Source organism: Micromonospora sp. NPDC048898 (genome assembly GCF_043198035.1).
In the GTDB taxonomy this organism is placed as follows: domain Bacteria; phylum Actinomycetota; class Actinomycetes; order Mycobacteriales; family Micromonosporaceae; genus Micromonospora.
The window spans coordinates 100,080-125,665 of the sequence record NZ_JBICUF010000004.1 but is presented as its reverse complement, the minus strand read 5'-3'; the positions used below and the strand labels follow the sequence as shown (position 1 = coordinate 125,665).

At 72.7% G+C, this 25,586-nt stretch carries 13 protein-coding genes and 1 tRNA gene; 10 read left to right on the top strand and 4 right to left on the bottom strand.

What is annotated here, in order from left to right:
• Nucleotides 1-114: 114 nt before the first annotated feature.
• Complete coding sequence (locus ACGFIQ_RS13580) at nucleotides 115-1,431, bottom strand: D-arabinono-1,4-lactone oxidase (protein ID WP_393243365.1); 1,317 nt, start codon at nucleotides 1,429-1,431, stop codon at nucleotides 115-117.
• A 226-nt stretch (nucleotides 1,432-1,657) separates the two neighbouring features.
• Here ACGFIQ_RS13580 and ACGFIQ_RS13575 point away from each other — a divergent pair, with 226 nt between their 5' ends.
• Nucleotides 1,658-2,260: a TetR family transcriptional regulator gene (locus tag ACGFIQ_RS13575; RefSeq protein ID WP_393244004.1), complete on the top strand. Its 603-nt coding sequence runs from the start codon at nucleotides 1,658-1,660 to the stop codon at nucleotides 2,258-2,260.
• Between the two features lie 22 nt (nucleotides 2,261-2,282).
• On the opposite strand, the gene ACGFIQ_RS13570 is transcribed toward ACGFIQ_RS13575, so the two are convergent.
• Nucleotides 2,283-3,488 (bottom strand): amino acid deaminase/aldolase, encoded by a 1,206-nt coding sequence (locus ACGFIQ_RS13570; RefSeq protein ID WP_393243363.1) that lies wholly within the window; start codon nucleotides 3,486-3,488, stop codon nucleotides 2,283-2,285.
• A 316-nt stretch (nucleotides 3,489-3,804) separates the two neighbouring features.
• Here ACGFIQ_RS13570 and tmk point away from each other — a divergent pair, with 316 nt between their 5' ends.
• The 6 genes from tmk to ACGFIQ_RS13540 all read left to right on the top strand — a co-directional run bounded on the left by tmk (nucleotide 3,805) and on the right by ACGFIQ_RS13540 (nucleotide 9,918).
• Complete coding sequence (tmk, locus tag ACGFIQ_RS13565) at nucleotides 3,805-5,895, top strand: dTMP kinase (protein WP_393244002.1); 2,091 nt, start codon at nucleotides 3,805-3,807, stop codon at nucleotides 5,893-5,895.
• Nucleotides 5,895-7,229, top strand: a complete 1,335-nt coding sequence (locus tag ACGFIQ_RS13560) for a DNA polymerase III subunit delta' (RefSeq protein WP_393243361.1) — start codon at nucleotides 5,895-5,897, stop codon at nucleotides 7,227-7,229. Before tmk ends, ACGFIQ_RS13560 begins: the two co-directional genes overlap by 1 nt.
• Before the next feature lie 123 nt (nucleotides 7,230-7,352).
• Nucleotides 7,353-7,682, top strand: a complete 330-nt coding sequence (locus ACGFIQ_RS13555; RefSeq protein WP_007454690.1) for a YbaB/EbfC family nucleoid-associated protein — start codon at nucleotides 7,353-7,355, stop codon at nucleotides 7,680-7,682.
• Between the two features lies 1 nt (nucleotide 7,683).
• Entirely contained in the window at nucleotides 7,684-7,989 is a 306-nt protein-coding gene (locus tag ACGFIQ_RS13550; protein ID WP_357557464.1) for a hypothetical protein, read from the top strand.
• The gene (locus ACGFIQ_RS13545; RefSeq protein WP_393243359.1) at nucleotides 7,989-8,669 is read left to right on the top strand and encodes a hypothetical protein; all 681 of its coding nucleotides are present in this window, start codon (nucleotides 7,989-7,991) and stop codon (nucleotides 8,667-8,669) included. The genes ACGFIQ_RS13550 and ACGFIQ_RS13545 overlap by 1 nt, the downstream gene beginning before the upstream one ends.
• 409 nt (nucleotides 8,670-9,078) lie before the next feature.
• On the top strand, nucleotides 9,079-9,918 hold the full coding sequence (locus ACGFIQ_RS13540) for a stage 0 sporulation family protein (RefSeq protein ID WP_393243357.1): 840 nt from the start codon (nucleotides 9,079-9,081) through the stop codon (nucleotides 9,916-9,918).
• A gap of 67 nt (nucleotides 9,919-9,985) precedes the next feature.
• On the opposite strand, the gene ACGFIQ_RS13535 is transcribed toward ACGFIQ_RS13540, so the two are convergent.
• Nucleotides 9,986-11,725 (bottom strand): metallophosphoesterase family protein, encoded by a 1,740-nt coding sequence (locus tag ACGFIQ_RS13535; protein ID WP_393243355.1) that lies wholly within the window; start codon nucleotides 11,723-11,725, stop codon nucleotides 9,986-9,988.
• A gap of 144 nt (nucleotides 11,726-11,869) precedes the next feature.
• Between ACGFIQ_RS13535 and ACGFIQ_RS13530 the strand changes: the two genes are divergently transcribed.
• Nucleotides 11,870-11,946, top strand: a tRNA-Thr gene (locus tag ACGFIQ_RS13530).
• A 378-nt stretch (nucleotides 11,947-12,324) separates the two neighbouring features.
• On the opposite strand, the gene ACGFIQ_RS13525 is transcribed toward ACGFIQ_RS13530, so the two are convergent.
• Nucleotides 12,325-13,143, bottom strand: a complete 819-nt coding sequence (locus ACGFIQ_RS13525; protein WP_393243353.1) for a TrmB family transcriptional regulator sugar-binding domain-containing protein — start codon at nucleotides 13,141-13,143, stop codon at nucleotides 12,325-12,327.
• Between the two features lie 931 nt (nucleotides 13,144-14,074).
• Between ACGFIQ_RS13525 and ACGFIQ_RS13520 the strand changes: the two genes are divergently transcribed.
• Nucleotides 14,075-14,854: a thioesterase II family protein gene (locus ACGFIQ_RS13520; RefSeq protein ID WP_393243351.1), complete on the top strand. Its 780-nt coding sequence runs from the start codon at nucleotides 14,075-14,077 to the stop codon at nucleotides 14,852-14,854.
• A gap of 215 nt (nucleotides 14,855-15,069) precedes the next feature.
• A complete protein-coding gene (locus ACGFIQ_RS13515) occupies nucleotides 15,070-25,584 on the top strand; it encodes an SDR family NAD(P)-dependent oxidoreductase (protein ID WP_393243349.1) in 10,515 nt (3,504 codons plus the stop codon).
• Nucleotides 25,585-25,586: the final 2 nt, after the last annotated feature.

The window sequence follows — 25,586 nt, the reverse complement described above, 5'->3', positions numbered from 1 at the left end:
AGAGATCTTGGATGCAAACCGCCCCTCCGCGGGCACTTTCCTTCCAAGATCTCCAGGGCGGGGGCGGGGGCGGGGGCAGGGGCGGGGGCGGGGGCAGGGGCGGGCGGGGCGGCCTTAGGTGCCGAGGACGTGGGTCAGGTGGGGGCTGGTGAAGACGCGGTTGGGGTCCAGGCGGTTGCGGACGGTTTGGAAGTCTGCGAAGCGGGGGTACGCGTCGGCCAGCGAGGCGGCGTCGCGATAGTGCAGTTTGCCCCAGTGTGGGCGACCGCCCAGCCCGGCGGCCACCTGCTCGAAGGCCCGGAAGTACGGCTCGTGCGGCATGCCGACGTACTGGTGCACGGCGATGTAGGCGTTGTCCCGCCCGTAGCCGTGCGACAGCCAGACGTCGTCGGCGGCGGTGAATCGCACCTCCACCGGGAAGAGCACCTTGAACGGCAGCCCGTCCACGATCCGCTGGAGCGCGGCGAGCGCCTCGGGCAGCGCCTCGCGGGGCAGGCCGTACTCCATCTCGACGAAGCGGACCCGGCGCGGGGTGCAGAAGACCCGGTCCGAGCGGCCCGTGTACCGGCGTTCGGTGAGGGCGCGGGCGGAGACCGCGCTGATGCCCGGGGCCAGCGCGGGCACGGCCCGGCCGAGTCGGCAGGCACCGGCGAAGACCCGGTTGGCCAGGAAGTCGTCGTCCAGCCAGCCGCGCCAGCGGGGCAGTGGCCGGTCGTTGGCCGGTACCCGGTTGTTGGTCTTGACCTGCACCCGCCGGGTGTAGGGAAACCAGTAGAACTCGACGTGGTCGTGCGAGCCGATCAGGGTGGGCAGGTCGCCGAGCACGTCGGCCAGCTCGGCGGGGCGTTCGTGGGCGTGCAGCACGAAGGCTTTCACACAGCGCAGGGTCACCTCGACCAGGACGCCGAGCGCGCCCAGTGACACCCGGGCGGCGGCGAGCACGTCGGGGTGTTCGTCGGCGGAGCAGCGCAGCACCTCGCCGGTGCCGGTGACCAGGGTGATCGCCTCGACGAAGGTGGACAGGCACCCGTAGCCGGCTCCGGTGCCGTGGGTGCCCGTGGAGATCGCCCCGGCCACCGTCTGCGCGTCGATGTCGCCGAGGTTGGGCAGTGCGAGGCCGTGCCGGGCCAGCAGGCCGTTGAGCGCGTGCAGGGTCATTCCCGCTGGTACGGTGACCAGCCGGCGCGGGACGTCGACGCTGACCACGGTGTCCAGCTCGGACAGTTCCATCCGCCGGTCGTCGGCGAGCGCGACGGCGGTGAACGAGTGCCCGCTGCCGGTCACGCGGATCCGGGCACCGTCGGCCGCGGCGGATCGGACGGCTTCTACGACATCTGTCGGCGAGCCGGGGCGCAGGATCGCGGTGGCGCTGCCACGCTGGTTGCCGGCCCAGTTGGACCATCCGGCGGTGAGCGATGCGGTGCCGACCATGCGGGCTCCTCATTCATGAATATGAAGTGCCTTCATATCAGGAACGTTGTGCCTGGTAAATACCGCAATTGCGATCCGCTCGTTGTACCGGTAGTCACGGACTCGTGACGTGGAGATATGTTCATCCGTCGAAGGGGGGTGGCGCCGAGTGTCCACACCAGCCGCCACGACCGGGCCGCTGCGCCGCGTTCCGGTGCAGGGTCGAAGTGTCGCGCGGGTACAGCGCATGTTGGATGCCTGCGCCGAGCTCGTCGACGAGGTGGGGTACGAGGGGCTGACCACCACCCTGCTCGCCGAGCGCGCCGAAGTGGCGATCGGGTCGGTCTACCAGTTCTTCCCCGACAAGCGGGCGATCGTGCAGGCGCTGACCCTGCGGACGATGGAGTCCTACCTCCAGCGTCTCGACGAGCGGTTCGCCTCCGACGAGATGACCCACTGGTGGGATGGCGTCGACGCGGGGATCGACGAATACATCACGATGCACCGCACCGTCCCCGGCTTCCGCACCCTGCACTTCGGCGACGTGGTCGACCTGCACCTGCTCGACGAGCAACGGGACAACAACGGCGTGATCGCCGACCAGTTGGCCCAGGTGCTCACCGAGCGTTTCGGGCTCACCGACGTGCCGAAGCTCCGTTTCGTCCTGGAGATCGCCGTCGAGGCGGCGGACGCGCTGATCAAGCTCGCGTTCCGGCGGAAGTCCGACGGTGACGAACGGGTGCTGCTCGAGGCGAAGGCACTGATCCGGGAGTACCTGCACCGTCAGGTCGACGGTCCGGACAGCGACCTGTCCTCCGTGCGGCAGGCCGAGGCGGCCCAGCCGGCCTGAGCTGGCGCGGGGTGCGGGCGCCTCAGAGGAAGGCCTGCCCCTCGCCCCGGTAGGTGGGGACTGTCGCCACGACCGCGTCCCCCTCGACCAGGTGCAGCTCGTTGACTCGTTCACACAGCTCACCGGCCTTGGCGTGCCGGAACCACACCCGGTCGCCGACCTGGAGGGTGGCCGCCGCCGCGCCGGCCAGCGGAGTCTGCACCTCACCGGCACCCTCGGTGCCGACCAGCTTGAGCCCGGCCGGCAACCACGGTCGGGGCAGTCGGCTGTCGGCCGCCGGACCGGAGGCGATCCAGCCGCCGCCGAGCACCGTGGCCAGCTCCGGTGTCGGCCGGCGGACCACCGCGCAGGCGAAGAACGCGGCCGGGGTCGGTCGCCAGGCGCGGTACGCGTCGAACAACGTCGGCCCGTACAGGCCCGATCCTGCGGTGACCTCGGTGACCGCGGGATCAGCGCTGGTGGCGGCCACGCTGCCGGTGCCGCCGCCGTTGACGAACTCCAGGTCGGCGTGCTCGCGTACCGCGGCCACCGCCGCACCCCGGCGGGCCAGCAACTCGCGGTACGACCCGCGCTGGGCCAGCCTGATCGCGCCCGCCAGCAGCGTCTGCCCCGGCGGCGCATCGCCCAGGCCGGCGATCTGGGCCTCGTACGACATGAGCCCGACCAGCCGGAAGCCGGCCCGGTCGGCGACGGTGGCGGCGAGCGCGCCGGCCGCCCGTGCGCTGTGCACCGGTGAGCGGCGGACGCCGACGTGCACCCCGCGCAGCGGTCGCCAGGAGGCGTCCAGGTCCAGGCAGAGTCGCAGCTCGGCACGTTGCCCTGGGGCGCGGACGCCGTCGATCAGGTCGAGTTGGCCGGTCCCGTCGATCATCAGGGTGATCGCGGCGGCGAGCGCCGGGTCGGCGGCCAGCTCGGCGAGCGCCGCGCGGTCCACGCTCGGGTACGCGACAAGCACGTCGTCGCTCACTCCGGCCCGGACCAGCCAGATCGCCTCGGGCAGGGTGAACGCCATCACGCCCTGCCAGCCCGGTCGGGCGAGGGCTCGGCTGATCAACTCGCGGGCGCGGACCGACTTGCTGGCCAGGCGGATCGGTTTGCCGGCGGCGCGATCGGCCAGGGCGGCCGAGTTGGCGTCGAATGCGGTGAGGTCGACCACGGCGTAGGGCGGGTCGAGGTGGGCGGTCGCCCGATCCAGGCGCTTGCGCAGTTTGTCGCTTTCGATGGCCACGTGTGCACGCTAACTGTCCGACGGTAAATGCGAAACACCCTCGCGTACGTCCGGGCTGCGGTCGGTGCCTTCGGCGGCCTAGGCTCAGCGAGCAGGAGAATGTCGTCGGTGGGCCGCCCCCCACCAGGTCTAGAGTGTTCCACCGGAGGCGCCCAGCGATGGGCCGGCACGTGGAGGTACGGCCATCGAAAGCCAGAACAGCGGCGAGTCGCCCGGCGTGTCGCGCTCCGACGGTCGGTCGGGCAACGCCGCCGACCAGCCCAGCGGCGGTCAGGTTGATCCGTCCGGTTATGCCGCCATCCGATCGGTCCTGCGCATCCGGCCGTTCCGCCGGCTCTGGATCGTGCTCGGCGCGGCCTCCTTCGGCGACTGGCTCGGCCTGCTGGCCACCTCCGTCTTCGCCGCGTCCCAGGTCGAGGGCAGCACCGCCAAGGGTGCGGCCTTCGGTGGCGTCATCGCGATCCGGCTGCTGCCCGCGCTGGTGCTCGGGCCGATCGCCGGTGTGCTGGCCGACCGGTTCGACAGACGCTGGACGATGGTCATCTGCGACCTGCTCCGGTTCGTGCTCTTCGCCTCGATCCCGATCGTGGCGCTGGCCGGCGCCAACGGCGGGCTCGTGGTCCTGTGGGCGACAGTCGCCACCTTCCTGATCGAGTCGATCACCCTGATCTGGATCCCGGCCAAGGAGGCCGCGGTCCCCAACCTGATCCCGCACGCCCGGCTGGAGGCGGCCAACCAGCTCACCCTGATCACCACGTACGGCCTCACCCCGATCCTCGCGGCGCTGGTGGCCGCGGCGCTCGACCGCAGCGTCCGGGCCCTCGTCCCCGGTGGCGACCTCGGCTGGGCGGAGCCCGCCCAGCTCGCGCTCTGGGTCAACTCCTTCTCCCGGCTGGCCACCGCCCTCGTGGTGGCGTTCGGGATCAAGGAGATCAGCCAGGCGCAGACCGGCGAACGGCAGCGCACCGAGCAGGGCATGCGGCGCCAGTTCGCCGAGGGCTGGAAGTACATCGGCCAGACCCGGCTCGTCCGCGGCCTGGTGCTCGGCATCTTCGGCGCGTTCGCCGGCGGCGGCATCGTGATCGGCACGGCCAAGTTCTTCGCCGCCTCGCTCGGCGCCGGCGACGCCGCCTTCTTCCTGCTGTTCGGCGCCATCTTCATCGGCCTGGCCCTCGGCATCGGCCTCGGCCCGATGGTCGTCAAGGAGATGTCCCGACGCCGGTGGTTCGGCATGAGCATCGTGCTGGCCAGCGCTGCCGTGATGACCCTTGCCTTCGCCATCCACCTGTCCATGGCGATCGTCGGTGCGGTGCTTGTCGGCGCCGGGGCCGGGATGGCATTCCTGGCCGGCACCACCCTGCTCGGCGGCGAGATCAAGGACGAGGTGCGCGGTCGGGTCTTCGCGGTGGTGCAGATCGGCACCCGGTTGGTGCTGATCCTGGCCATCGGGCTGAGCAGCCTGCTGGTCGGCGTCGGCGGCTCCCGCAAGCTGACAATCGCCGACCTGGGCATCTCCGTGTCCTCCACCCGCCTGCTGCTGCTCGCCGCCGGAGCCGCCGGCATCTTCGCCGGCATCAGCGCCTTCGGTCAGATGGACGACAAGAAGGGCGTCCCCGTTCTCGCCGACCTGTGGGGCTCGATCCGGGGCCGGCCGCTGATGCCGTCCGAGCCGTTCGTCTCCGCCGGGCTGTTCGTGGTGTTCGAGGGCGGCGAAGGTGCCGGTAAGTCCACCCAGCTCGCCGCGCTCGCCGACCGGCTGCGCGGCCAGGGTCGCGAGGTCGTGGTCACCCGGGAACCGGGAGCCACCGCGGTCGGTCAGCGGATCCGGTCGATGGTGCTGGACACGTCCGGCGACGATGCGCCCTCGCCGCGGGCCGAGGCGCTGCTCTACGCCGCCGACCGGGCGCACCACGTGGCCGCCGTGGTCCGGCCCGCGCTGGTCCGGGGCGGTGTCGTGATCAGCGACCGGTACGTCGACTCGTCCCTGGCGTACCAGGGTGCCGGCCGAACGCTGCCCGTCGACGAGGTCTCCTGGCTCTCCTCCTGGGCCACCGGTGGGCTCAAGCCCGACCTGGTGGTGCTGCTGGACGTCGAACCGCACACCGGGCTGTCCCGGGTGGCCTCGCGCAACACCGGCGCCGACCGGCTGGAGGCCGAGTCGGTCGCCTTCCACGAGCGCGTCCGGTACGCCTTCCTCGACCTCGCCGCCGCCGACCCGAAGCGTTACCTCGTCCTCGACGCGTCCCGACCGGCAGACCAGATCACCGGCCAGGTGGTCCGGCGGGTCGAGGAGATGCTCGGCAGCCCCGGCGGCATCGTGCACCCTCGGCCGGCGCAGGGCCCGGACACCTCGGTGCAGCCTGAGTTATCGGACTCGGAGTTGGTGACGATGGAGCACAAGACCTGATGCCGGACGTCTTCGCCGACCTGGTCGGTCAGGACGAGGCGGTCGTCGAGCTGCGCCGGGCCGCCGCTGCCGCGGCTGCCGTGCTGCGCGCTGGCGCGGCCGACCGGGCACCCGCGCTGATCACCGCCGGCCCGGCCAGCGGTGCCGAGTTCGCCGATCCGGACGACGGTGTCGAGTTCACCGACCCGGCTCACGGTGCCGAGTTCGCCGAGGTGGACGGCGGTGCCGAGTCCGGTGGGGTGGACCCGGCCGCCGGCATGACGCACGCCTGGATCTTCACCGGCCCGCCCGGGTCCGGTCGCTCGGTCGCCGCGCGGGCGTTCGCCGCCGCCCTGCAGTGCGTGCACGGCACCGGTTGCGGCGAGTGTCCCGGCTGCCGCACCACGATGGGCGGCACCCACGCCGACGTCCGACTGGTGGTGCCGGAAGGGCTGTCCATCGGTGTCGGTGAGATGCGCGCGCTGGTGCTGCGGGCGGCCAGCACCCCGTCCGGTGGGCGCTGGCAGGTGGTCGTCATCGAGGATGCCGACCGGCTCACCGAGGCCGCCGGCAACGCGCTGCTCAAGGCCATCGAGGAGCCTCCGCCGCGGACGGTCTTCCTGCTCTGCGCCCCCTCCACCCACCCGGACGACATCTCGGTGACCATCCGGTCCCGCTGTCGGGTCGTACCCCTGCGGCAGCCGCCGGCCGACGCGGTGGCCGAGGTGCTGGTCCGTCGGGACGGGATCGCGCCCGACGTGGCGCAGTGGGCGGCTGCTGCCGCGCAGGGGCACGTGGGTCGGGCCCGCCGGCTGGCCCGCGACCCGGAGGCCCGCAAGCGACGCGAGGCGGTGCTCGCGGTGCCGCGCCGGTTGACCGGCGTCGGCGCGGCGTTCGACGCGGCGTCGGCGCTGATCGAGGCGGCCGAGGCGGAGGCCGAGGCATCGGTCACCGAGGCCGACACGACGGAGCGGGCGGCACTGGAGACCGCGCTCGGCGCGGGCGGCACCGGCCGGGGCGCGGCCGGCGCGATGCGCGGCGCTGCCGGGCAGCTCAAGGAGCTGGAGAAGCGGCAGAAGTCCCGCGCCACCCGCGCCCAGCGAGACGCACTGGACCGGGCGCTCGTCGACCTGGCGGGCTTCTACCGGGACGCGCTCACCATGGCGCTGCGTGCCCCCGTCGCCCCGGTGCACACCGACACCGCCGCCCTGGCCGGTGCTGGCGCGCAGAAGTGGGACGCCGAAGGATCGCTGCGCCGGTTGGAGGCCGTGCTCGCCTGCCGGGCGGCGATCGAGGCGAACGTCAAGCCGCGGATCGCGGTCGAGGCGATGATGCTCGCCCTCTGGAAGGGCTGACCCCGCAGCTTCCGGCGTTATCCACAGGCATCGACAGGCCCGATTGCGGTGCGGTACGGTCCGGTGTGCCGTGGTGACGGTGGCGGCACGCTCAGTCATGGCTCAGCCGGGAGGAGTCGGCCAATGCCGCGGGGCGAGATCGACGAAGCCTGGATCGAGGAAGCGGTGCGGCGATACCGCCGGATCGAGTCGCTCCAGGCCGAGTTCGACCAGGCGGTGTCCACCGTCGAGGTGACCGTCCGGTCACCGGACGGTCTGGTCGAGGTCGTCGTCACCGCAGGGGGGCGGATCACCGACGTCCGGTTCCTCGGCCCGCTGCACACCCGCAGCCCACGGGACGTCGCCGGCTCTGTGCAGGCCGCGGTCACCGCAGCGGCCGACGCCGCCGAGTGGGCGCGGGAAAAGCTGCACAACGAGACGTTCGCCGCCTACCGACCGCTCGCGGGGGCCTGAGATGGACACACTGCGCGCGCTCTCCGCCCGACTCGACGAGGCGAGTGCCACGCTCACCGCACTCGCACACAGCGTCACCGCCAGCGACCCAGCCCAGGCGGCCTTCGGCGCCGACGCCCCGGGGCGCCCCGGCGAGATCGGGCGCGCGCTGCACCGCCAGTGGGCCACCGCCACCGACGACCGGGCCCGGGAGGCCCGCACCGCCGCCGGTCGGCTGGCCGCAGCGGCCTCGGCGGTCCGAGAGGCCGCCGACCGCTATGCCGAGGTCGACCGGGCAGCCCGCCGCCGGCTCGCCGGGGAGCCCTGATGGACGCACTGGACCGGCTCGCCGAGCCCGGCCTCGACCTGCTGCGCCGGGTGGACCGGCTGATCGCCGCCGGCGTCCCGGAGGGGCACCGGGTCTGGCCGCTGCTGCGCCGGATGCAGGTGCTGCCGGGCGACGCGGTCCGCGGCTTCCTCGACCTGCACCCCGCGCCGCTCGCCGGTGCCGGGCACGCGGTGCGCCGACTCGTCCGGGGGTACGACGACGCCTCCGCCGCGCTCACCGACTCGGTGCTCTGGTCCGGTCCGGCTGCCACGGCGTACGGGCAACAGCGGGCAGCACTGCTGCGCCACCTCGACGAGGGCCCGGAGAGCCTGGTCGGGCGGCTCGAATCCACTGCCGGTTACGCGGACGCGCTCGCCGACTGGGTCGAGGGCAGCCGCCTGGCACTGGCCCGGACGATGGCCGACGTGCTCCGCTCGGCCGAGGCGGTCGCCGTCGTCGCCGCCACCGCCAGCGGTCCGCCGACCCGGTTGACGCCGGTCGGGCCGGGTGTCGCCGACGCCGCCGAGATCGCCGCGCGGGTGCTGGCGGTGCTCTGCGTCGCGTACGACGGTGCGGAGACGCTGCTGCGTCAGTGGGCGCCGAGCCTCGCCGAGACCGCGTGGCGGTCGCCGCTGGACGGCCGGCCCCACTACGACCAGCCCACCCGCGTCGGCTGGTAGCGGAGCGCGCAGATCTCCCGGCCGCGTGGCAGGCCGCGTTTCGGCTGCGGTGGCGGCCCGGCTGCGGTGCTGGCCCGTTCGGGGCGCGGTGCCGGCGGGTCTCGGGGGCGGTGCCGGCACGTCTCGGTCGCGGTTGCCGCCCGAACGAGCCACGGCGTCGCTCGCGGACACCGGACCGGAGCCGGCGCCCACGGCGACGCCGTGGTCTTTCCCCTGCACCCCCCGCAGGTCTGTCTTCACTCAACGCTGCTCGAACCCGTTTGTCCCCTCCCCGGGCGCGGATTCAACCGTCCGGGCGAGGGGCAACGGCACGACGGGTGGCCCGGCCATCGGTCAAGTCGACGGCCATGAATGGCATTGGGGTATCGGCCGGTACGTCCTTTGCGGTGATCCGTCGTAGGGTGGGGGGATGGGCATGCTCTGCGCGGTCAGCTTCAACCGGTACGGGCGCCTCTACTACCTGGATCCCGGAGAGTTGCGTCCGCAGGTGGGAGACAAGGTGCTGGTGCCCACCGACGACGGGCCCGAGGTGGCGGAGTGCGTGTGGGCCGCGCAGTGGGTCACCGAGGAGACCGACGGCTTTCCCCGCCTGGTGGGGCTCGCCGGTGACGACGACCTGCGCCGCGACGAGGCGCTGCGGCGCCGCAAGGCCGAGGCCAAGGTGGCCGCGAAACGGTTGATTCGTTCGCACGGCCTGCCGATGAAGGTGGTGGCCGTCGACCACGTGCTCGGCACCGCCGAGGGCGGCGGTGAACGCAGCACCGTCTACTTTACCGCCCCGCACCGGGTGGACTTCCGCTCGCTGGTCCGCGACCTGGGCGCCACCCTGCACTGCCGGGTCGAGCTGCGTCAGCTCTCCGCACGCGACTCGGCGCGGGTGCAGGGCGGCATCGGCTCCTGCGGTCGCGACCTGTGCTGCGCGACGTTCCTCACCGACTTCGAGCCGGTGACCATCCGGATGGCGAAGGACCAGGATCTCCCCCTGAACCCGCTGCGCATCTCCGGGGCGTGCGGCCGGTTGATGTGCTGCCTCAAATACGAGCATCCCCTGTACGCCAGATTCCAGGAGACCGCACCGGCGGTCGGCAGTCGGGTCTCCACCCCGGAGGGCGACGGCCGGGTCGTCGGCCACAGCGTTCCCCGCGACGCGGTGACGGTCCGGCTCGACGCCGACGGCTCCCGCTGCTCCTGCTCCCGCGCCTCCGTCTGCGCCCCCCGCCAAGCCCACGACCAGCACTACACTCCCTAGCCCAACCCCACGGTGACCACGAGGTTCGCGTCCGGAACCGGGCTCGGGAACCGGTGGGTGGTCGCGGTCAGGGCAGGACGATCGGGGGTTCGGTCAGGCGGGGGGTCAGGGGAGCCTTCGGGGTCAACCAGCTTGCCGTGGCGGACTGGTCGGGGTTGACCTGCCAGTCGCGGGATACCCGGTCCACCCCGATCGGGTAGATGGTCAGCGTGCCGTCCGGGTCGATGCGCAACCGCAGGAACGACTTGGAGTCCTCGATGCCCTGCCCGGCGAACAGTTCGTTGACGTTCACCCCGAGTGAACCCGCCACCAGCAGGTACGCCGCCACCAGTTGGCTGGCCACCAGACCGATGATGGGGCCGTACAGCACCACCGCGGCGACCGCCGGCAGCGGCCACGGCCATCCGTAGAACGGCAGCGCCAACCAGACCCAGGTGCCGCCGGTGGCCAGCGCCACCTGGGCCACGCCGTGGCCGACGCCGAGAAGCCAGTGCCGGGCGTGCCGCTTGCCGCTGGCGTTGGGCGGCTTGGCGAACAGCACCGCCGCCAGCACCGTCACGAGCACCATCAGCACCAGCGGGACGCTGAACAGTCGCTGGTCGGTGCTGTCGGCCCAGTTTGTCGTCGCGCCCGCCATGGCCAGCATCAGCAGGGTGTGCAGGATGCCGAGCAGCGTCGTGAAGCCGGGGTTGCGGAACGGCAGCCGGGCGAAGATGCCCCAGCCGTAGCGGCGGGAGCGGGCCGCGTCCGGATAGCGGGCCACCAGATCGTACGGCTGCGACACGCTGGCCCGCCGGGCCAGCGTGTCGCGTGGCGGCACCTCGATGCGCTCCGGCAGCTTGTGGGTGGGGTACAGGTACGCCCCGCCGCCGCCACAGGTGATCAACTGCCGGTTCGGGCCGGCGTACCGGGCGTAGTGGTGCAGGTCGCCGGAGAGCAGCAGCCGCACCTGTGCCCCGGTCGGGTCGATGATCGTCCGGATGAAGTAGTCGATCGAGTCGTACGCCATCGGGCTGTCGGCCGCCTTGACCCAGGTCGGCGACGGCCCGGCCAGGATCACCTTCGACTCCGGGCCGAGCCGGCGGGCCACCTCGTCGAAGTAGGCCAACTGCGGGTCGTCCAGGTACGAACCGGACTGGTCGTCCACGCCGAGCAGCCACCAGCCGGCCGGCAACTCAACAGCGAAGTACGACCGCGACTGCCCGGTACGCCAGCCGGCGAAATTACGGTCCCGGGAGCGGACGAACAGCCGGAGGAACGCCGTCAGGCCGTCGTACCAGTCGTGGTTGCCCGGCACCGCGAACAGCGTGGGACGCTCGGGCGGGGTCGTCGGCAGCGCGGCCTGGTAGGGGCCCTTGCACCGGTTCTCGTACTCTTCGTAGGCCGCCGACGGGTACACCTGGTCTCCGCCCATCACCAGGGTCTGCGCCCTGGGCAGCCGGTGCCCGTCCACCGTCAACGCCGGCTGGGCCAGCAGGTACGCCACGGAGTAGGTGGCGTGGAAGCCGTCACCGAGGTCGGCCACGTAGTCGAGCCAGAGCCCACCGTCCGGCCCCGCCTGCTGGAAGACGTCGTCGCCGAAGGCGTTCTGCAACTCGCGCTTGTCCAGGTACGCCCCGAAGAGGACCGCCAGCAGCGTGCGGATGCCGGTGCTGATCAGCAGGAACGGTGCCAGCCACGGCACCGGCTTGCGTGGGGTGAAGCCCAGCTCCAGCGGATCGGTGGAACGTGGCCGGGGCCGGGCACTCTCGCCGTGGGGGTGATCGTCGGCCGCCGGAGCCGGGTGGTCGTCGCGTTCGTCGTTCACCCGCCGCAGCGTAGTACCGGATCCGGCGAGACGCTGTCCGGTAACGGGCCAGTTGGCAGCCGTTGTCCGGTTGGCGGTGGTGGGAGGGGCGAGGGTATCCCGTTCGGTGTTGGGCAACGGGGTGCCGTACACTTGCTGATCGTTGCCGCCTTAGCTCAGTCGGCTAGAGCGACGCACTCGTAATGCGTAGGTCGACGGTTCGATTCCGTCAGGCGGCTCCAGGGCGAGGCCCTGACCAGCAGAAATGTTGGTCAGGGCCTCGCGTTTGTCGATGGGATATTGAATCGGCCCCCGAAACCCCCCGATAACGCCCGTAGGCGATCAGGTTCGACATGTCTGGACAGGTCGGGCGTCGGCTTCTGGTCTGTCCGCGCCTACGTGGACCCGCGCGGAGCCGTGATCGCGACCCAGGCTCAACTCAGACGGCACTGTCACTTCTGGCCCGGAGGAGATGCTGTCCTCGTACCCGATCCGGCGTGCGACGCTTGAGGCGCTGGACCTTGTACAAACGCGGCTGTACCCCAATGCCGTCAGTCCCGAGCGGCTCTCACCCGCGCGCGTCCGCCGCGGGTTTCGGCACCTACGCCTTGAGGTTCAAGCTAGATGATGCCGAGTTCGGCTGCCCGGGCGCCGGCTTGGAAGCGGGAACTGGCCCGGATCTCGCGCATGATGTCGGCGACGTGGCGGCGGTAGGTGCGCACCGAGATGCCCAGTTTGCGGGCGGCCACCTCGTCCTTCTCGCCGGCCACGAGGCTGGCGAGGATCGATTTCAACGGCTCGCCGCGCAGCTTCTCGTGGCACTGGACGGCCCCGGGAAGCGGAGCGCCGGAGCTCCAGGTGGCTGCGAACATGGTGCGCAGCACCTGCACCAGGGGGTTCATCGAGACCAGCACGGTCTGCGGGCTCTCGTCCTCGCGGTGCGGTGTCCGCAACACCGCCTCGCGCCCGTCGGTGATCACCAGATCCTGGTCGGGCAGGTCGCGGGTGCGATGCCCGGGCTGGTTGCCCGTGGGCCGTACAGGGTGGAGCCTGGCGGCGTTGACCGGCGACGGCACCACGGCTTTCACGGGGATGCCGCGGTGGCGGGCGGCCTGCAGAAGGCGAACGGCGTGGTTCCGGCGATCGGCGGACAGGTCCCGAGGCGACAGCGCGCAGAGGATCTCGCGCTCCGCCTTGGTGATCATCTCGTCCATCGCGGTGTGGAACGCGGTCTCGCCGCCGGGGAGGATCTGGATGTGCCGGCTGTCGTGCTGCCGCCTCGACATGGCTTGTCTGATCAACTCCTGGGCCTGATGGAGGCTGCTCTCCACCTCGTCCTCGGGGTGGACCCAGGCGCGGGGCGCGTTCAGGTGTGCCCCTCTGGTGAGGAAGTTCTCTTTCTCCCGGCAATGTGAACTCTTGGTGTCCGGCGTTGTCATCAAACCCCCGTGGTTCAAGCCTTGGCAGGAATCAGTCAAGACTAGCGGCTCGGAGCCATTGACGGCCTCCATGTCTGACAGCTTATTGCCACGGGTGCATCCCGCCGAAATGCAAGTTCGGGCAGAACCATCCATAGTGCACTTAAAACTGTCTGTTGATGAAAGTATGAGCGCACGGTGATGGCGCTTTCGATCATTCTTCTTTGTGCAACGTGCGCGGTTGGCCGCGCTTCCTGCGCGAACGCGAACCTACTGGCGGGTCACCTATCGATGATCTTGGAAAGGGCAATGACTGAGCGTCAACGGTGTCACGACGACACCACGACACTTCATTCCCCAGTGGCGTTTTGATTGATGATCTGGTATAGCGGCGCGCAAAGGGCGAGGTGGTCGCGTTCCTGGTGGCCCCGGGTAGACGACCGTCCCGGCAACCGGTCACCGTTGACCTGTCGGCTAGGCGCTTGACAACCGGCCTAACGAGGGTCCGTTCTGCGGGCTACCCGCCGGGATCCGGGAACGGGCGGGAACCCCTCCGCGGTCGTTCTAGACGCCTGACTTAAGCGTCATATCCGTCAGCTCGATGTCCAACTTGGCACACTCTCTACGGTCGATGTCCGGTCGGCCGGGTTTGCTGCCGGCGATTTGCCGAGGGTCGGTAAGGAGAGCCGGCTGGCGGGCGGGTGGAACCGCTCCGGATGCCCTTCAGCACATCGTCGTTACGGCCGGGTTACTGCAAGGGCATCCATGAATGTCCACGGAAAAGCAGTTCCGGGACCATGGCAGCTTCCTGCGCGCGGTGTTCCGTGGCACCCGCACTTTGCTGTTACCTGAAGTCCGTTCGCCGCATCTGTGTGTGTGGAGGGCAGCTCATCTCTTCGGCAACGAACTCTCTCGACGACCCATCAGACCAGACCGAAGACGAGGAACGTCGATGACCGTGTTGACGCGCGGACCAGTGAGCGACGACCCGTGGCTGCACCGCGTCGCCGTCGGAGACCCGGACGCCGTACGGTTGGTGGTGCTGCCGCATGCCGGCGGTTCCGCGAGCTACTTCGCCGCGCTGGCCCGCGAGCTCGCCACGGACTTCGACGTGGTGATCGTGCAGTACCCGGGGCGGCAGGAGCGTCGCCGTGAACCGGCTCTGCGCACCATCGCCGCGCTGGCCGACGGGGTCTTCGGAGCGTGCGGCGCGCCGGACCGCCCGACCGTTCTGTTCGGGCACAGCATGGGCGCGGTGGTGGCATTCGAGACGGCGGTGCGGATGGAGCAAGCCGGCGCGACCGGGCTGCTCGGGGTCATCGCCTCCGGGCGGCGGGGACCCGCGGTGGTCGGGCACGAGGACGTGCACCGGCGCGGCGATGCCGGGCTGATCGCCGAGCTGCGGGCACTCAGCGGCACCGCCGCGGCCGTCTTCGACGACGAGGACATCATCGCCATGATCCTGCCCGCGCTGCGGGCCGACTACCGGGCGGTGGAGACCTACGAGATGAGCCCGGGCACCCGGCTCCGGACGCCGGTCTCCATCCTGGTCGGCGACGCCGACCCGCGGGTCTCCGTGGCGGAGGCGGGCGCCTGGTCCGACGTCACCGACGGTGGCAGCCGGCTGCGGACGTTCCCCGGCGGCCACTTCTACCTGGACCAGCACCGTGCCGGCGTGGCCACGGCGATCCGCGAAAGTGTCGAAGGATTCCGCGCCCGGGTACGGGCCTAACTTGATCTTTAATTCGCCAGGGAGGCCAGGTCCGGGCCCTGGTGGAACTGGGCGCTACTGCGTGCGGGAAATGATCGAGAGCTGTCGCCGGGGCAGGTGGGAAACACCATTCCGGGGCGGCTGACAGCTACTTGCCACGGATCTCCTCAGGCCCGGCGGTGCTGCGTAGTCTCCCGGAGACACTTGCCGGCCACCGATCTCACGACAGGGGTGCCATGACGGGCGCGGACCGGCAGCGGATAGCCATTGTGGGCATTGCGACCCGGACCCCGGACGCGACGGGGCCGGAGGAGTACTGGCAGCTGCTCCGCGGCGGTGTGGACGCCGTACGCGACCGCGCCCCCGCACGCGGCGGCGGCCCCGATCGGGGCGGGTTCGTCGACGGCGTCGACGAGTTCGACGCCGGCTTCTTCCGGATGTCCCCGCGCGAGGCCGCCGAGACCGACCCGCAGCAGCGGCTCGCCCTGGAACTCGCCTGGCAGGGACTGGAGGACGCGGGCATCCCGGCGGCGTCCGTGGCCGCACCGGTCGCCGTCTTCCTCGGCGTCATGGCGGCCGACTACGCCGACCTGGTGGTCCGGTCCGGCGAGGTGACCCGGCACAGCCTGACCGGCATGGGCCGGGCGATGATCGCCAACCGGATCTCGTACGCGCTGGGCCTGGACGGCCCCAGCATGACCGTCGACACCGGCCAGTCGTCGTCGCTGGTCGCGGTGCACCTGGCGTGCGAGAGCCTGCGCAGCGGCGAGGCCGGGGTGGCCCTGGCCGGCGGCGTGCACCTGAACCTGTCGCCGCTGAGCACCGCCGTGGTGGAGGCGGCCGGGGCGCTGTCGCCGGACGGCCGTTGCTTCGTCTTCGACGAGCGCGCCAACGGCTACGTGCGCGGCGAGGGCGGCGGCGTGGTGGTGCTGAAACGGCTCGACGAGGCGATCGCGAGCGGCGACCGGATCTACGCGGTCATCGAGGGCAGCGCCGTGCGTACCGGAAGCGGGGTCACCGGGCTGACCGTGCCCAGCGCGGAGACGCAGGCGCGCACCATCGACGAGGCGCTGGACCGGGCCGGGCTGCGACCGGAGCAGGTCCAGTACGTGGAGTTGCACGGTACCGGCACCCCGGTCGGCGACCCGATCGAGGCGCGGGCGCTGGGCGCGACCTACGGCCGGTCCCGTTCCGCGCCGCTGGTGGTCGGCTCGGTCAAGACGAACATCGGTCACCTGGAGGGCGCCGCCGGCATCGCCGGGCTGATCAAGGCGGTGCTCTGCGTGCACCGGCGCGAGCTGGTGCCCAACGTCGACTTCGGCACTCCGAACCTGGCGATCCCGCTTGACGAGCTGGGTCTGCGGGTGGCCGAGCGCCTCGAGCCGTGGCCGGCGACCGGCCGGGTCGCGGCGGGGGTGACCTCGCTCGGCATCGGCGGCTCCTGCTGCCACCTGCTGCTCACCGAGGCACCCGCCGCCGCGCCCGCGCTGCCGGTGAGGGAGCAGCCGTCCGCTCCGTTCCCGATTCCGGTCTCCGGTTCCGACCCCGAGGCGGTCCGTACGCAGGCGGCCCGGCTGCACGATCACCTGATCGGGCGCCCGGAGCTGGACCTGCGCGACGTCGCGTTCTCCGCGGCCACCACCCGCACCCAGCTCGAGCACCGCGCGGCGGTCGTCGCGGCGGACCGCGACGCGGCGCTGGCCGGCCTGTCCGCGCTGGCCGCCGGGGACGGCACCGCTGCCGGTGTGGTGTCCGGCCGGGTCTTCGCCGGCCGCACCGCGGTGCTGTTCACCGGCCAGGGTGCGCAACGTGCCCGGATGGGCGCCGACCTGGCCCGGGCGTACCCGGTGTTCGACCGGGCGCTGGGCGAGGTCTGCGCCGAGCTCGACGCCCGGCTGGGCCGGTCGCTGCGGGCGCTGCTGGAGGCGGCACCGGACAGCCCGGACGCTGCCCTGCTGCACGAGACCCGGTACACCCAGCCGGCCCTGTTCGCCGTCGAGGTGGCGCTGTTCCGGTTGGCCGAGTCGTTCGGCGTACGCCCGGACGTGCTGATCGGACACTCGGTGGGCGAGCTTGCCGCCGCGTACGTGGCTGGTGTCCTGTCCCTCGCCGACGCCGCCGAGCTGGTCGAGGCCCGCGGCCGACTGATGGGCGCGCTGCCGCCCGGCGGCGGCATGGTCGCCGTCCAGGCGGCGGAGACCGAGGTCCGCGCCACTCTGCCCGAGGGGTTGTCCGTCGCCGCGGTCAACGGCCCGCTGGCGGTCGTGGTCTCCGGCGATCTGGCCGCGATCGACGCCTGGCTGCCCCGGTGGGCGGGCCGTAAGACCAGCCGGCTGACCGTCAGCCATGCCTTCCACTCCGCGCTGATGGATCCGATGCTGGCCGAGTTCGGGCGGGTCGCCGCACGGCTGACCTTCCACGAGCCGCGGATCCCGGTGGTGTCCAACCTGACCGGCACCCTGGTCTCCACCGAGCTGACCGACCCCGGCTACTGGGTCCGGCACGTGCGCGAGGCGGTCCGGTTCCACGACGGGGTGCGGTCACTGCGCGAGTACGGCGTGACCCGGTTCCTGGAGCTCGGCCCGGACGCGGTGCTGACCGCGGCAGCCCGGCAGACCCTCGGCGACGACCCAGAGGTGATGCTCGCCGCGGCGGCGCGCGCCCGCCGACCCGAGGTGGAGACCTTCGCGGCGTTCCTCGGCGCCGCGCAGGTCGCGGGTGTCGCGCTCGACATGACGGCCGTTCTCCCGGACGCCCGGCGGGTGGAGCTTCCCCCGTACGCCTTCCGTAAGCAGCAGTTTCCGCTGCCCGCGGCCGACGTCACCGCTCCTGAGCTCTACCAGGTCGACTGGGTCCCGGTCGTCGCCGGTCCGGCGGCCACCGCTGAAGTCAAGGTCGCCGAGGCGGTCGAGATCGTCGAGGCGATCGACGCCGTGACCACCCTGCTCCTTCTGCAGCGCTGGATCGCCGGCGGGCCGGCGGGCACCCGGCTGATGCTGGTGACCCGCAACGGCATCGCGGCCGGGGACGAGGCGCCCGACCTGAACGTGGCGCCGGTGTGGGGTCTGGTGCGCAGCGCCCAGTCCGAGCACCCGGGCCGGTTCCTGCTGGTGGACACCGACGACCCGGACACCGACCTGGCGACGCTCGGCGGGCTCGCCGCCGCGGGCGAGCCGCAGTTGGCGATCCGCGCCGGCCGGCTCCTGGCGCCGCGGGTGGTGCGCTGCGACGCGGCCGGTCCCGTCCCGGCGTACGACACGGACGGGACCGTGCTGATCACCGGTGGGACCGGCAGCCTCGGTTCGGCGTTCGCCCGGCACCTGGCCGGCACGCGCGGGGTGCGGCGATTGTTGCTGGTCAGCCGCCGCGGACTGGCAGCGGATGGCGCGGTCGAACTGGTCGCCGAGCTGGCCGCGCTGGGCTGTGCCGCCGAGGTGGTCGCCTGCGACGTGTCCGACCGCGCCCAGGTGGCCGAACTGGTCGTCGGACGCGACCTGACCGCCGTCGTGCACGCGGCCGGTGTGCTCGACGACGGCCTGGTGGTTTCGCTCACCCCGGACCGGTTGGCCGCGGTGATGCGCCCCAAGGGCGACGCCGCCCGGCACCTGCACGAGCTGACCGCCGACCGGCCGCTGACCGCGTTCGTGCTGTTCTCTTCGGTGGCCGCACAGATCGGCAGCCCCGGGCAGGGCAACTACGCCGCGGCCAACGCCGCCCTGGACGCGCTCGCCGCGCACCGCCGGGTGCACGGCCTGCCCGCCACCTCGCTGGCCTGGGGCCTGTTCGACGACCCGGCCGGCATGGCCGGCACCCTGGACGCGGCCGCCTCGGCCCGTTGGGCGCGGACCGGCATCCGGCCGCTGGCCGCCGGCTCCGCCGCGGAGCTGTTCGATCGCGCGCCCGGCATCGGCCGGGCCGTGCTGGTCCCGGCCCGGTTTGACCTGCCCGCGCTGCGGGAGATGGCCGCCGCGGGCACACTTCCGCCGCTGCTGCGCGGCCTGGCACCGATCCCGGCCCCGTTCGGCACCGCTCCGGTCGGCACCGCACAGGCCCCGGCCGGTACGGCTCTGGGGCAGCGGCTCGCCGCCGTGCGACCGGCCGACCGGGACCGGCACCTGGTGGAGCTGGTGCAGGGCCACGTCGCGGCCGTCCTCGGACACGGGTCGGCCGGCGCGATCGACCCGCTGCGCGCGTTCAAGGAGCTCGGGTTCGACTCGCTCGCCGGGGTGGAGCTGCGCAACCGGCTGATCCAGGACACCGGCGTCGAGGTGCCGTCCACCCTGGTCTTCAACCATCCCACCACGGCCGGCGTGGCCCGACTGCTCCGCGACCTGGTGGACGGCGGCGACGCCATCGGCCGGGCCCCGGTCGCGGTGCGCCCGGCGGCGGCCGACGAGCCGCTCGCCATCGTCGGCATCAGCTGCCGCTACCCCGGCGGGGTGGGCTCGCCAGACGACTTCTGGTCGCTGATCGCCGACGGCCGCGACGCGGTAACCGGCCTGCCCGAGGACCGCGGCTGGGACCTGCAACGGCTGTACGACCCGGATCCGGAGCGGGCCGGCACGCTCTACACCCGCGGCGGTGGTTTCCTGCACGACGCGGGTGACTTCGACGCCGGCTTCTTCGGCATCAGCCCGCGCGAAGCGCTCGCCACCGACCCGCAGCAGCGGCTCATGCTGGAGGCGTCCTGGCAGGCGTTCGAGGACGCCGGCATCGACCCGGCGACGCTGCGCGGCTCGGACACCGGCGTCTTCTGCGGCGTCATGTCGTCCGACGACTACGGCAGCGGGAACCCGCCGGAGCTCGAGGGCTTCCGGCTCACCGGCACGACGAACAGTGTGGTGTCCGGCCGGGTGGCGTACGCCCTGGGTCTGGAAGGTCCGGCGGTGTCGGTGGACACGGCCTGCTCGTCGTCGCTGGTGGCCCTCCACCTGGCCGCACAGGCGCTGCGCAACGGGGAGTGCTCGCTGGCGTTGGCAGCCGGCGTCACCGTGATGGCCAAACCGTTCCTGCTGGTCGAGTTCAGCCGCCAGCGCGGCCTGGCGGCGGACGGGCGTTGCAAGCCGTACGCGGCCGCCGCCGACGGCACCGGCTTCTCCGACGGCCTCGGCGTGCTGGTGCTGGAACGGCTGTCCGACGCGCGCCGCAACGGCCGCCGCATCTGGGGCCTCGTCCGGGGCAGCGCGGTCAACCAGGACGGCGCGTCGAACGGTCTGACCGCGCCGAACGGGCCGTCGCAGGAGCGGGTGATCCGGCTGGCGCTGGCTCAGGCGGGCCTGACCGCGGGCGACGTGGACGCCGTCGAGGGTCACGGCACCGGCACCCGGCTCGGCGATCCGATCGAGGCACAGGCGCTGCTGGCCACCTACGGCCGCGACCGAGGCGAACGCGACCCGTTGTGGCTGGGCTCGGTGAAGTCGAACATCGGTCACACCCAGGCGGCCGCCGGTGTCGCCGGTGTGATCAAGATGGTCCAGGCGATGCGTCACGAGATGCTGCCGCGCACCCTGCACCTGGATGCGCCGTCGCCACACGTGGACTGGGCGTCGGGCGGGGTGCGGCTGCTGACCGAGGCACAGCCTTGGCCGGCCACGGACCGACCGCGCCGGGCCGGCATCTCGTCGTTCGGTGTCAGCGGCACCAACGCCCACGTGATCGTCGAGGAGCCGCCGGCCGTCCCGGCGGCGGCCACTCCCGAGCCGGGCTGGGGCGCCGGTCCGGTGCCGGTGCTGCTGTCCGCGCGCGGCGACGACGCGCTACGGGCGCAGGCCGACCGGCTCCGCGCGCTGCTGATCGCCCGGCCCGGGCTGACCCCGCTGGACGTGGCGTACTCGACCGCGACCACCCGTGCCCAGTTGGAGACGCGGGCTGTGGTGATCGGCGCCGACCGCGGCGAGATGCTCGCCGGGCTGCGTGCGCTGTCCGCCGGGGAACCGGCGCCGGAAGTGGCTGAAGGGCAGTCGGCCACCGGTGCGACCGTGTTCGTCTTCCCCGGCCAGGGTGCGCAGTGGGAAGGCATGGCGGTGGAGCTGCTGGACTCGGCCCCCGTTTTTGCCGCCGAGATCGCCGCCTGCGAGGAGGCGCTGTCCCGCTACGTCGATTGGAAGCTGACCGACGTGCTGCGCGGCACCGGCGGTGCGCCGTCGCTGCAGCGGGTGGACGTGGTGCAGCCGGCGCTGTTCGCGGTGATGGTGTCGCTGGCCGCGCTCTGGCGCTCGTACGGGGTCCGGCCGTCCACCGTGGTCGGCCACTCGCAGGGCGAGATCGCCGCGGCCTACGTGGCCGGTGGTCTCACCCTGGACGACGCCGCCCGCATCGTGGCGGTGCGCAGCCAGCTGGTCCGCGACCGGCTGGCCGGCTCGGGGGGCATGGTCTCGCTGGCCCTGCCGGAACCGGTGGTGCGCGAGCTGATCGGTCCGTACCACACCCGGGTGTCGATCGCCACAGTCAACGGCCCGACGGCCGTGGTGATCGCCGGGGAACCAACGGCGCTGGACGAGATCGTGGCGGCCTGTGAGCGTGACGGGGTCCGTGCCCGCCGGGTGCCGGTGGACTACGCGTCCCATTCGCCGCAGGTCGAGGTGCTGCGCGACGAGTTGCTGCGGTTGCTGGAACCGATCGCTCCCCGCGTGGGCGAAGTGTCGTTCTATTCCACCGCGCTCGGCCGCTACCTAGACACCACCGAACTCGATTCCGGTTACTGGTACCGGAATCTGCGCGAACCGGTGGGCTTCGAGCCGGCGGTCCGCGCACTGATCGCCGACGGTGCGGCAGCGTTTCTGGAGATCTCCCCGCACCCGGTGCTCACCATGGCCATGCAGGAGACGGCGCAGGCGGCCGACGCCGCTGACCGGATCGCGGTGCACGGCTCGTTGCGCCGCGACGAGGGCGGCCCGCGCCGGTTCCTGTTGTCGCTGGCCCAAGCGCACGTCGCCGGGGTGGGCGTGGACTGGTCGGCCTGGTTCGCCGGTTCCGGTGCGGTCCGGGTGGACCTGCCGACATACGCGTTCCAGCGGCAGCGGTACTGGCTGATGCCGGGTGCGGCCACCGGGGACGTGGCCGCCGCCGGGCTGGGCCGGCTGGACCACCCGCTGCTCGCCGCCGTCGTGCAGCTCGGCGACCGCGACGAGTGGATGTTCACCGGCCGTGTCTCGGTGCAGGCGCAGCCGTGGCTGGCCGACCACGCGGTGTTCGGCACCGTGCTGATGCCCGGCACCGGCCTGGTGGAACTGGCCGCGGCGACCGGCGAACAGCTCGGCTGCCCGGTGGTGGACGAGCTGGTGCTGCAGCTGCCCCTGGTGCTGGCGGCCGACGAGTCCCGACAGGTGCAGGTCCGGGTCGGCGAGACCGACGGCGACGGCCGCCGTGAGGTGGCGATCTACTCCCGGCCGCCGGACGCCGCCGTGACCGATGCCTCACGGATGAGCTGCCACGCCCGCGGCTGGCTCGGTACGGACCCGGCGGCGATGGCGGTACCCTTTCCGTCGTCCTGGCCGCCGGCCGGCGCGGAACCGGTACCGGTGGACGCCCTGTACGGGCGTCTGGCCGAGGCCGGATACGAGTACGGACCGATCTTCCAGGGCGTCCGGGCGGCGTGGCGGGACGGCGCGGACGTCTACACCGAGCTGGCGGTGCCGGACGAGGCCGGCACCGGGTTCGGCGTGCATCCGGCGTTGCTCGACGTGGCCTTGCACGGCGCCCTGCTGGGCAAGCAGACCGGCTCCGCCACCGATCTGCCGTTCTCCTTCTCCGGTGTGGTGCTCGGCTCCGGTCGCAGCCGGTCGCGGGCGCGGATCTCGCCGGTGGACGACACCACCGTACGGATCGACATGGTGGACGAGGCCGGCGATCCGGTCGCCACCGTGTCGAAGCTGGTCTTTCGGCCGGTCGACCCGGCGCAGCTGGAGCGCGTACCCGGCAACGCCCCCGACGCGCTGTTCCGGGTGGACTGGGTCACGCCCGCCGACGCCGTGAACGGCGCGCAGGCGCCCCGGCTGGTCGTCGGCGCCGGTGTGGCCGTACCCGCCGGCACCTACCCCGACCTGGACGCACTGGATCGCGCGTTGGCCGGGGGAGCGCCGGTCCCCGACCTGGTGGTCGCCCCGATCCGCGACGGCGCGGACGTGCACGCGACGACGGCGCAGGCGCTGGACCTGGTGCAGCGGTGGCTCGCCTCGGAGTGGCTGACCGACGCCCGGCTGATGGTGGTCACCGCGCAGGCGGTCGCCGCGGGCGGCGGTGTGGCGGACCTGGATCAGTCACCGGTGTGGGGTCTGCTGCGCAGCGCGCAGTCCGAGCACCCGGGCCGGTTCCTGCTCGTCGACACCGACCAGCCCGTCGACACCGAGCAGCCGGACTGGGCCGCGCTGGGCGCGCTGGGCGAACCGCAGATGGCCGTCCGGGAGGGCCGCACGCTGGTGCCGCGGCTGCGGCGGGTCGACCCGCCGCCCCCGGGTGCGGCGTGGCGGCTGAGCCAGGACGGCAAGGCGTCCCTGGAGGACCTGACGCTGGTCACCTCCGACGCGGACCGGTCGCTCGGCCGCACCGAGGTCCGCGTCGGCGTCCGCGCGGCCGGCCTGAACTTCCGCGACGTGCTGATCGCGCTGGGCCGGTACCCCGGTGACGCCCCGCTGGGCAGTGAGGCCGCGGGCGTGGTGCTCGAGGTGGGCGCCGAGGTCACTGACCTGTCGCCGGGCGACCGGGTGATGGGGCTGGTGACCGACTCGTTCGGCCCGATGGCGGTCGCGGACCGGCGGATGCTGGTGCCGATGCCGGCCGGCTTCAGCTTCGTGCAGGCTGCGGCGATCCCGATCGCCTATCTCACCGCCCTGTACGGGCTGGCCGACCTGGCCTCCGTCGGTGCCGGTGACCGCGTGCTCATCCACGCGGCGGCGGGCGGTGTCGGCATGGCGGCCGTGCAACTGGCCCGGCTGCGCGGCGCCGAGGTGTACGCGACGGCGAGCCCCGCCAAGTGGGACGCGGTCGAGGCGGCCGGCGTCGACCGGTCGCGGATTGCCTCGTCGCGCGACCTCGGTTTCCGGCCGGCGCTCCTGGCCGCCACGTCGGGCGCGGGCGTGGACGTGGTGCTGGACGCCCTCGCGGGGGAGTTCGTCGACGCCTCGCTGGATCTGCTGCCGCGCGGCGGCCGGTTCGTGGAGATGGGCAAGGCCGACATCCGCGACGCGGCCACGGTCGCGGCTGCGCACCCAGGCGTCCAGTACACCGCGTTCGACCTGTTCGACGTGGACCGCGACCGGATCTACGAGATGCTGACCGAGGTGGTCGACCTGTTCGAGCAGGGCCGGCTGCGGCACGCGCCGGTCCGGACGTGGGACGTGCGCGACGGCCGGGAGGCGTTCCGGTTCCTGCGCGAGGGCCGCAACACCGGCAAAATCGTGCTGACCGTCCCGGCGCCGCTGGACCCGGAGGGCACGATCCTGATCACCGGGGGCACCGGTGGCCTCGGCGCGCTGTTCGCCAGGCACCTCGCGGCGACCCGCGGCGCGAAGCGGCTGCTGCTGCTCAGCCGCCGCGGCCCGGCCGCACCCGGCGCCCCGGAACTGGTCGCCGAACTCGCCGGGCTGGGCACCGAGGCGCGCGCGGTCGCCTGCGACGCCGCCGACCGGCCGCAGCTCGCCGCGTTGCTGGACTCGCTCGACCACCCGCTCACCGCGGTCATCCACGCGGCCGGTGTGCTCGACGACGGTGTCATCGAATCCCTGACGCCCGAACGCCTGGCGACGGTCATGCGTCCCAAGGTGGACGCGGCCCGGCATCTGCACGAGCTGACCAGTTCCGACGAACTCGCCGCGTTCGTGTTGTTCTCCTCGGTCGCCGCCCTGATGGGCACCGCGGGACAGGGCAACTACGCCGCGGCGAACGCCTACCTGGACGCGCTCGCGGCACACCGGCGCGCTGGCGGTCTGGCCGCGACCTCCCTGGCGTGGGGTCTGTGGGCCGACGCCACCGGCATGACCGGCGAGCTCGGCGAGGCCGACCTGGCCCGCCTGGAACGGGTCGGCATCGACCCCCTGCCGACCGGGCTGGGCCTGCAACTCTTCGACCAGAGTCTCGGGTACGCCGATGCGCTGCTCGGTCCGGTACGGCTGAACGTCGCCTCGCTGCGGGCCCAGGCCCGCGCGGGGACGCTGCCGCCACTGTTGCGCGGCCTGGTCCGGGCACCAGTCACCCCGCGGGCGGCGGCCACCACCGGTTCGCTGACGGAACGGCTCACCACGGTCGTCCCGGCGGACCGGGAACAGGTCGTGCTCGATCTGGTACGGGCCCAGGTGGCCGCCGTGCTCGGGCACTCCTCGCCGGAGGCGGTCGACGCGGACCGGGCGTTCAAGGCGCTCGGCTTCGACTCGCTGGCGGCGGTGGAGCTGCGCAACCGGCTGAGCCGGGCCACCCAGCTCCGTCTGCCCACCACGATGATCTTCGACCATCCGACCCCGGCGGCGGTCACCGGTTTCCTGCTTGCCAGCGCGGGCGTGGCGCAGGAAAGGCCCCGCCCGCCGATGGAGGCCGAGCTGGCGAAGCTGGAGGCGCTGCTGAGCGAGGTGGCCGGCGACGCGCAGCGCCTGGCCGAGGCGGAACCCCGGCTGCGGGCGTTCAGCAATCGGCTGCGCACGGTGCTCGGCGGGGGTACGCCGTACCACGAGGAGACCCCGATCGACCCCGACGACGCGCTCGGTGGGGTGTCCGATGAGGAGATGTTCGACCTGATCGACAAGCAGTTCGGGGCGGCCTGACG

Coding starts and splice junctions, on each gene's coding strand:
- ACGFIQ_RS13515 (WP_393243349.1), top strand. CDS start 15,070: ATGACGGGCGCGGACCGGCAGCGGATAGCCATTGTGGGCATTGCGACC.
- ACGFIQ_RS13575 (WP_393244004.1), top strand. CDS start 1,658: ATGTTGGATGCCTGCGCCGAGCTCGTCGACGAGGTGGGGTACGAGGGG.
- ACGFIQ_RS13525 (WP_393243353.1), bottom strand. CDS start 13,143: ATGACAACGCCGGACACCAAGAGTTCACATTGCCGGGAGAAAGAGAAC.
- ACGFIQ_RS13540 (WP_393243357.1), top strand. CDS start 9,079: ATGGGCATGCTCTGCGCGGTCAGCTTCAACCGGTACGGGCGCCTCTAC.
- ACGFIQ_RS13545 (WP_393243359.1), top strand. CDS start 7,989: ATGGACGCACTGGACCGGCTCGCCGAGCCCGGCCTCGACCTGCTGCGC.
- ACGFIQ_RS13520 (WP_393243351.1), top strand. CDS start 14,075: ATGACCGTGTTGACGCGCGGACCAGTGAGCGACGACCCGTGGCTGCAC.
- ACGFIQ_RS13555 (WP_007454690.1), top strand. CDS start 7,353: ATGCCGCGGGGCGAGATCGACGAAGCCTGGATCGAGGAAGCGGTGCGG.
- ACGFIQ_RS13550 (WP_357557464.1), top strand. CDS start 7,684: ATGGACACACTGCGCGCGCTCTCCGCCCGACTCGACGAGGCGAGTGCC.
- ACGFIQ_RS13580 (WP_393243365.1), bottom strand. CDS start 1,431: ATGGTCGGCACCGCATCGCTCACCGCCGGATGGTCCAACTGGGCCGGC.
- ACGFIQ_RS13560 (WP_393243361.1), top strand. CDS start 5,895: ATGCCGGACGTCTTCGCCGACCTGGTCGGTCAGGACGAGGCGGTCGTC.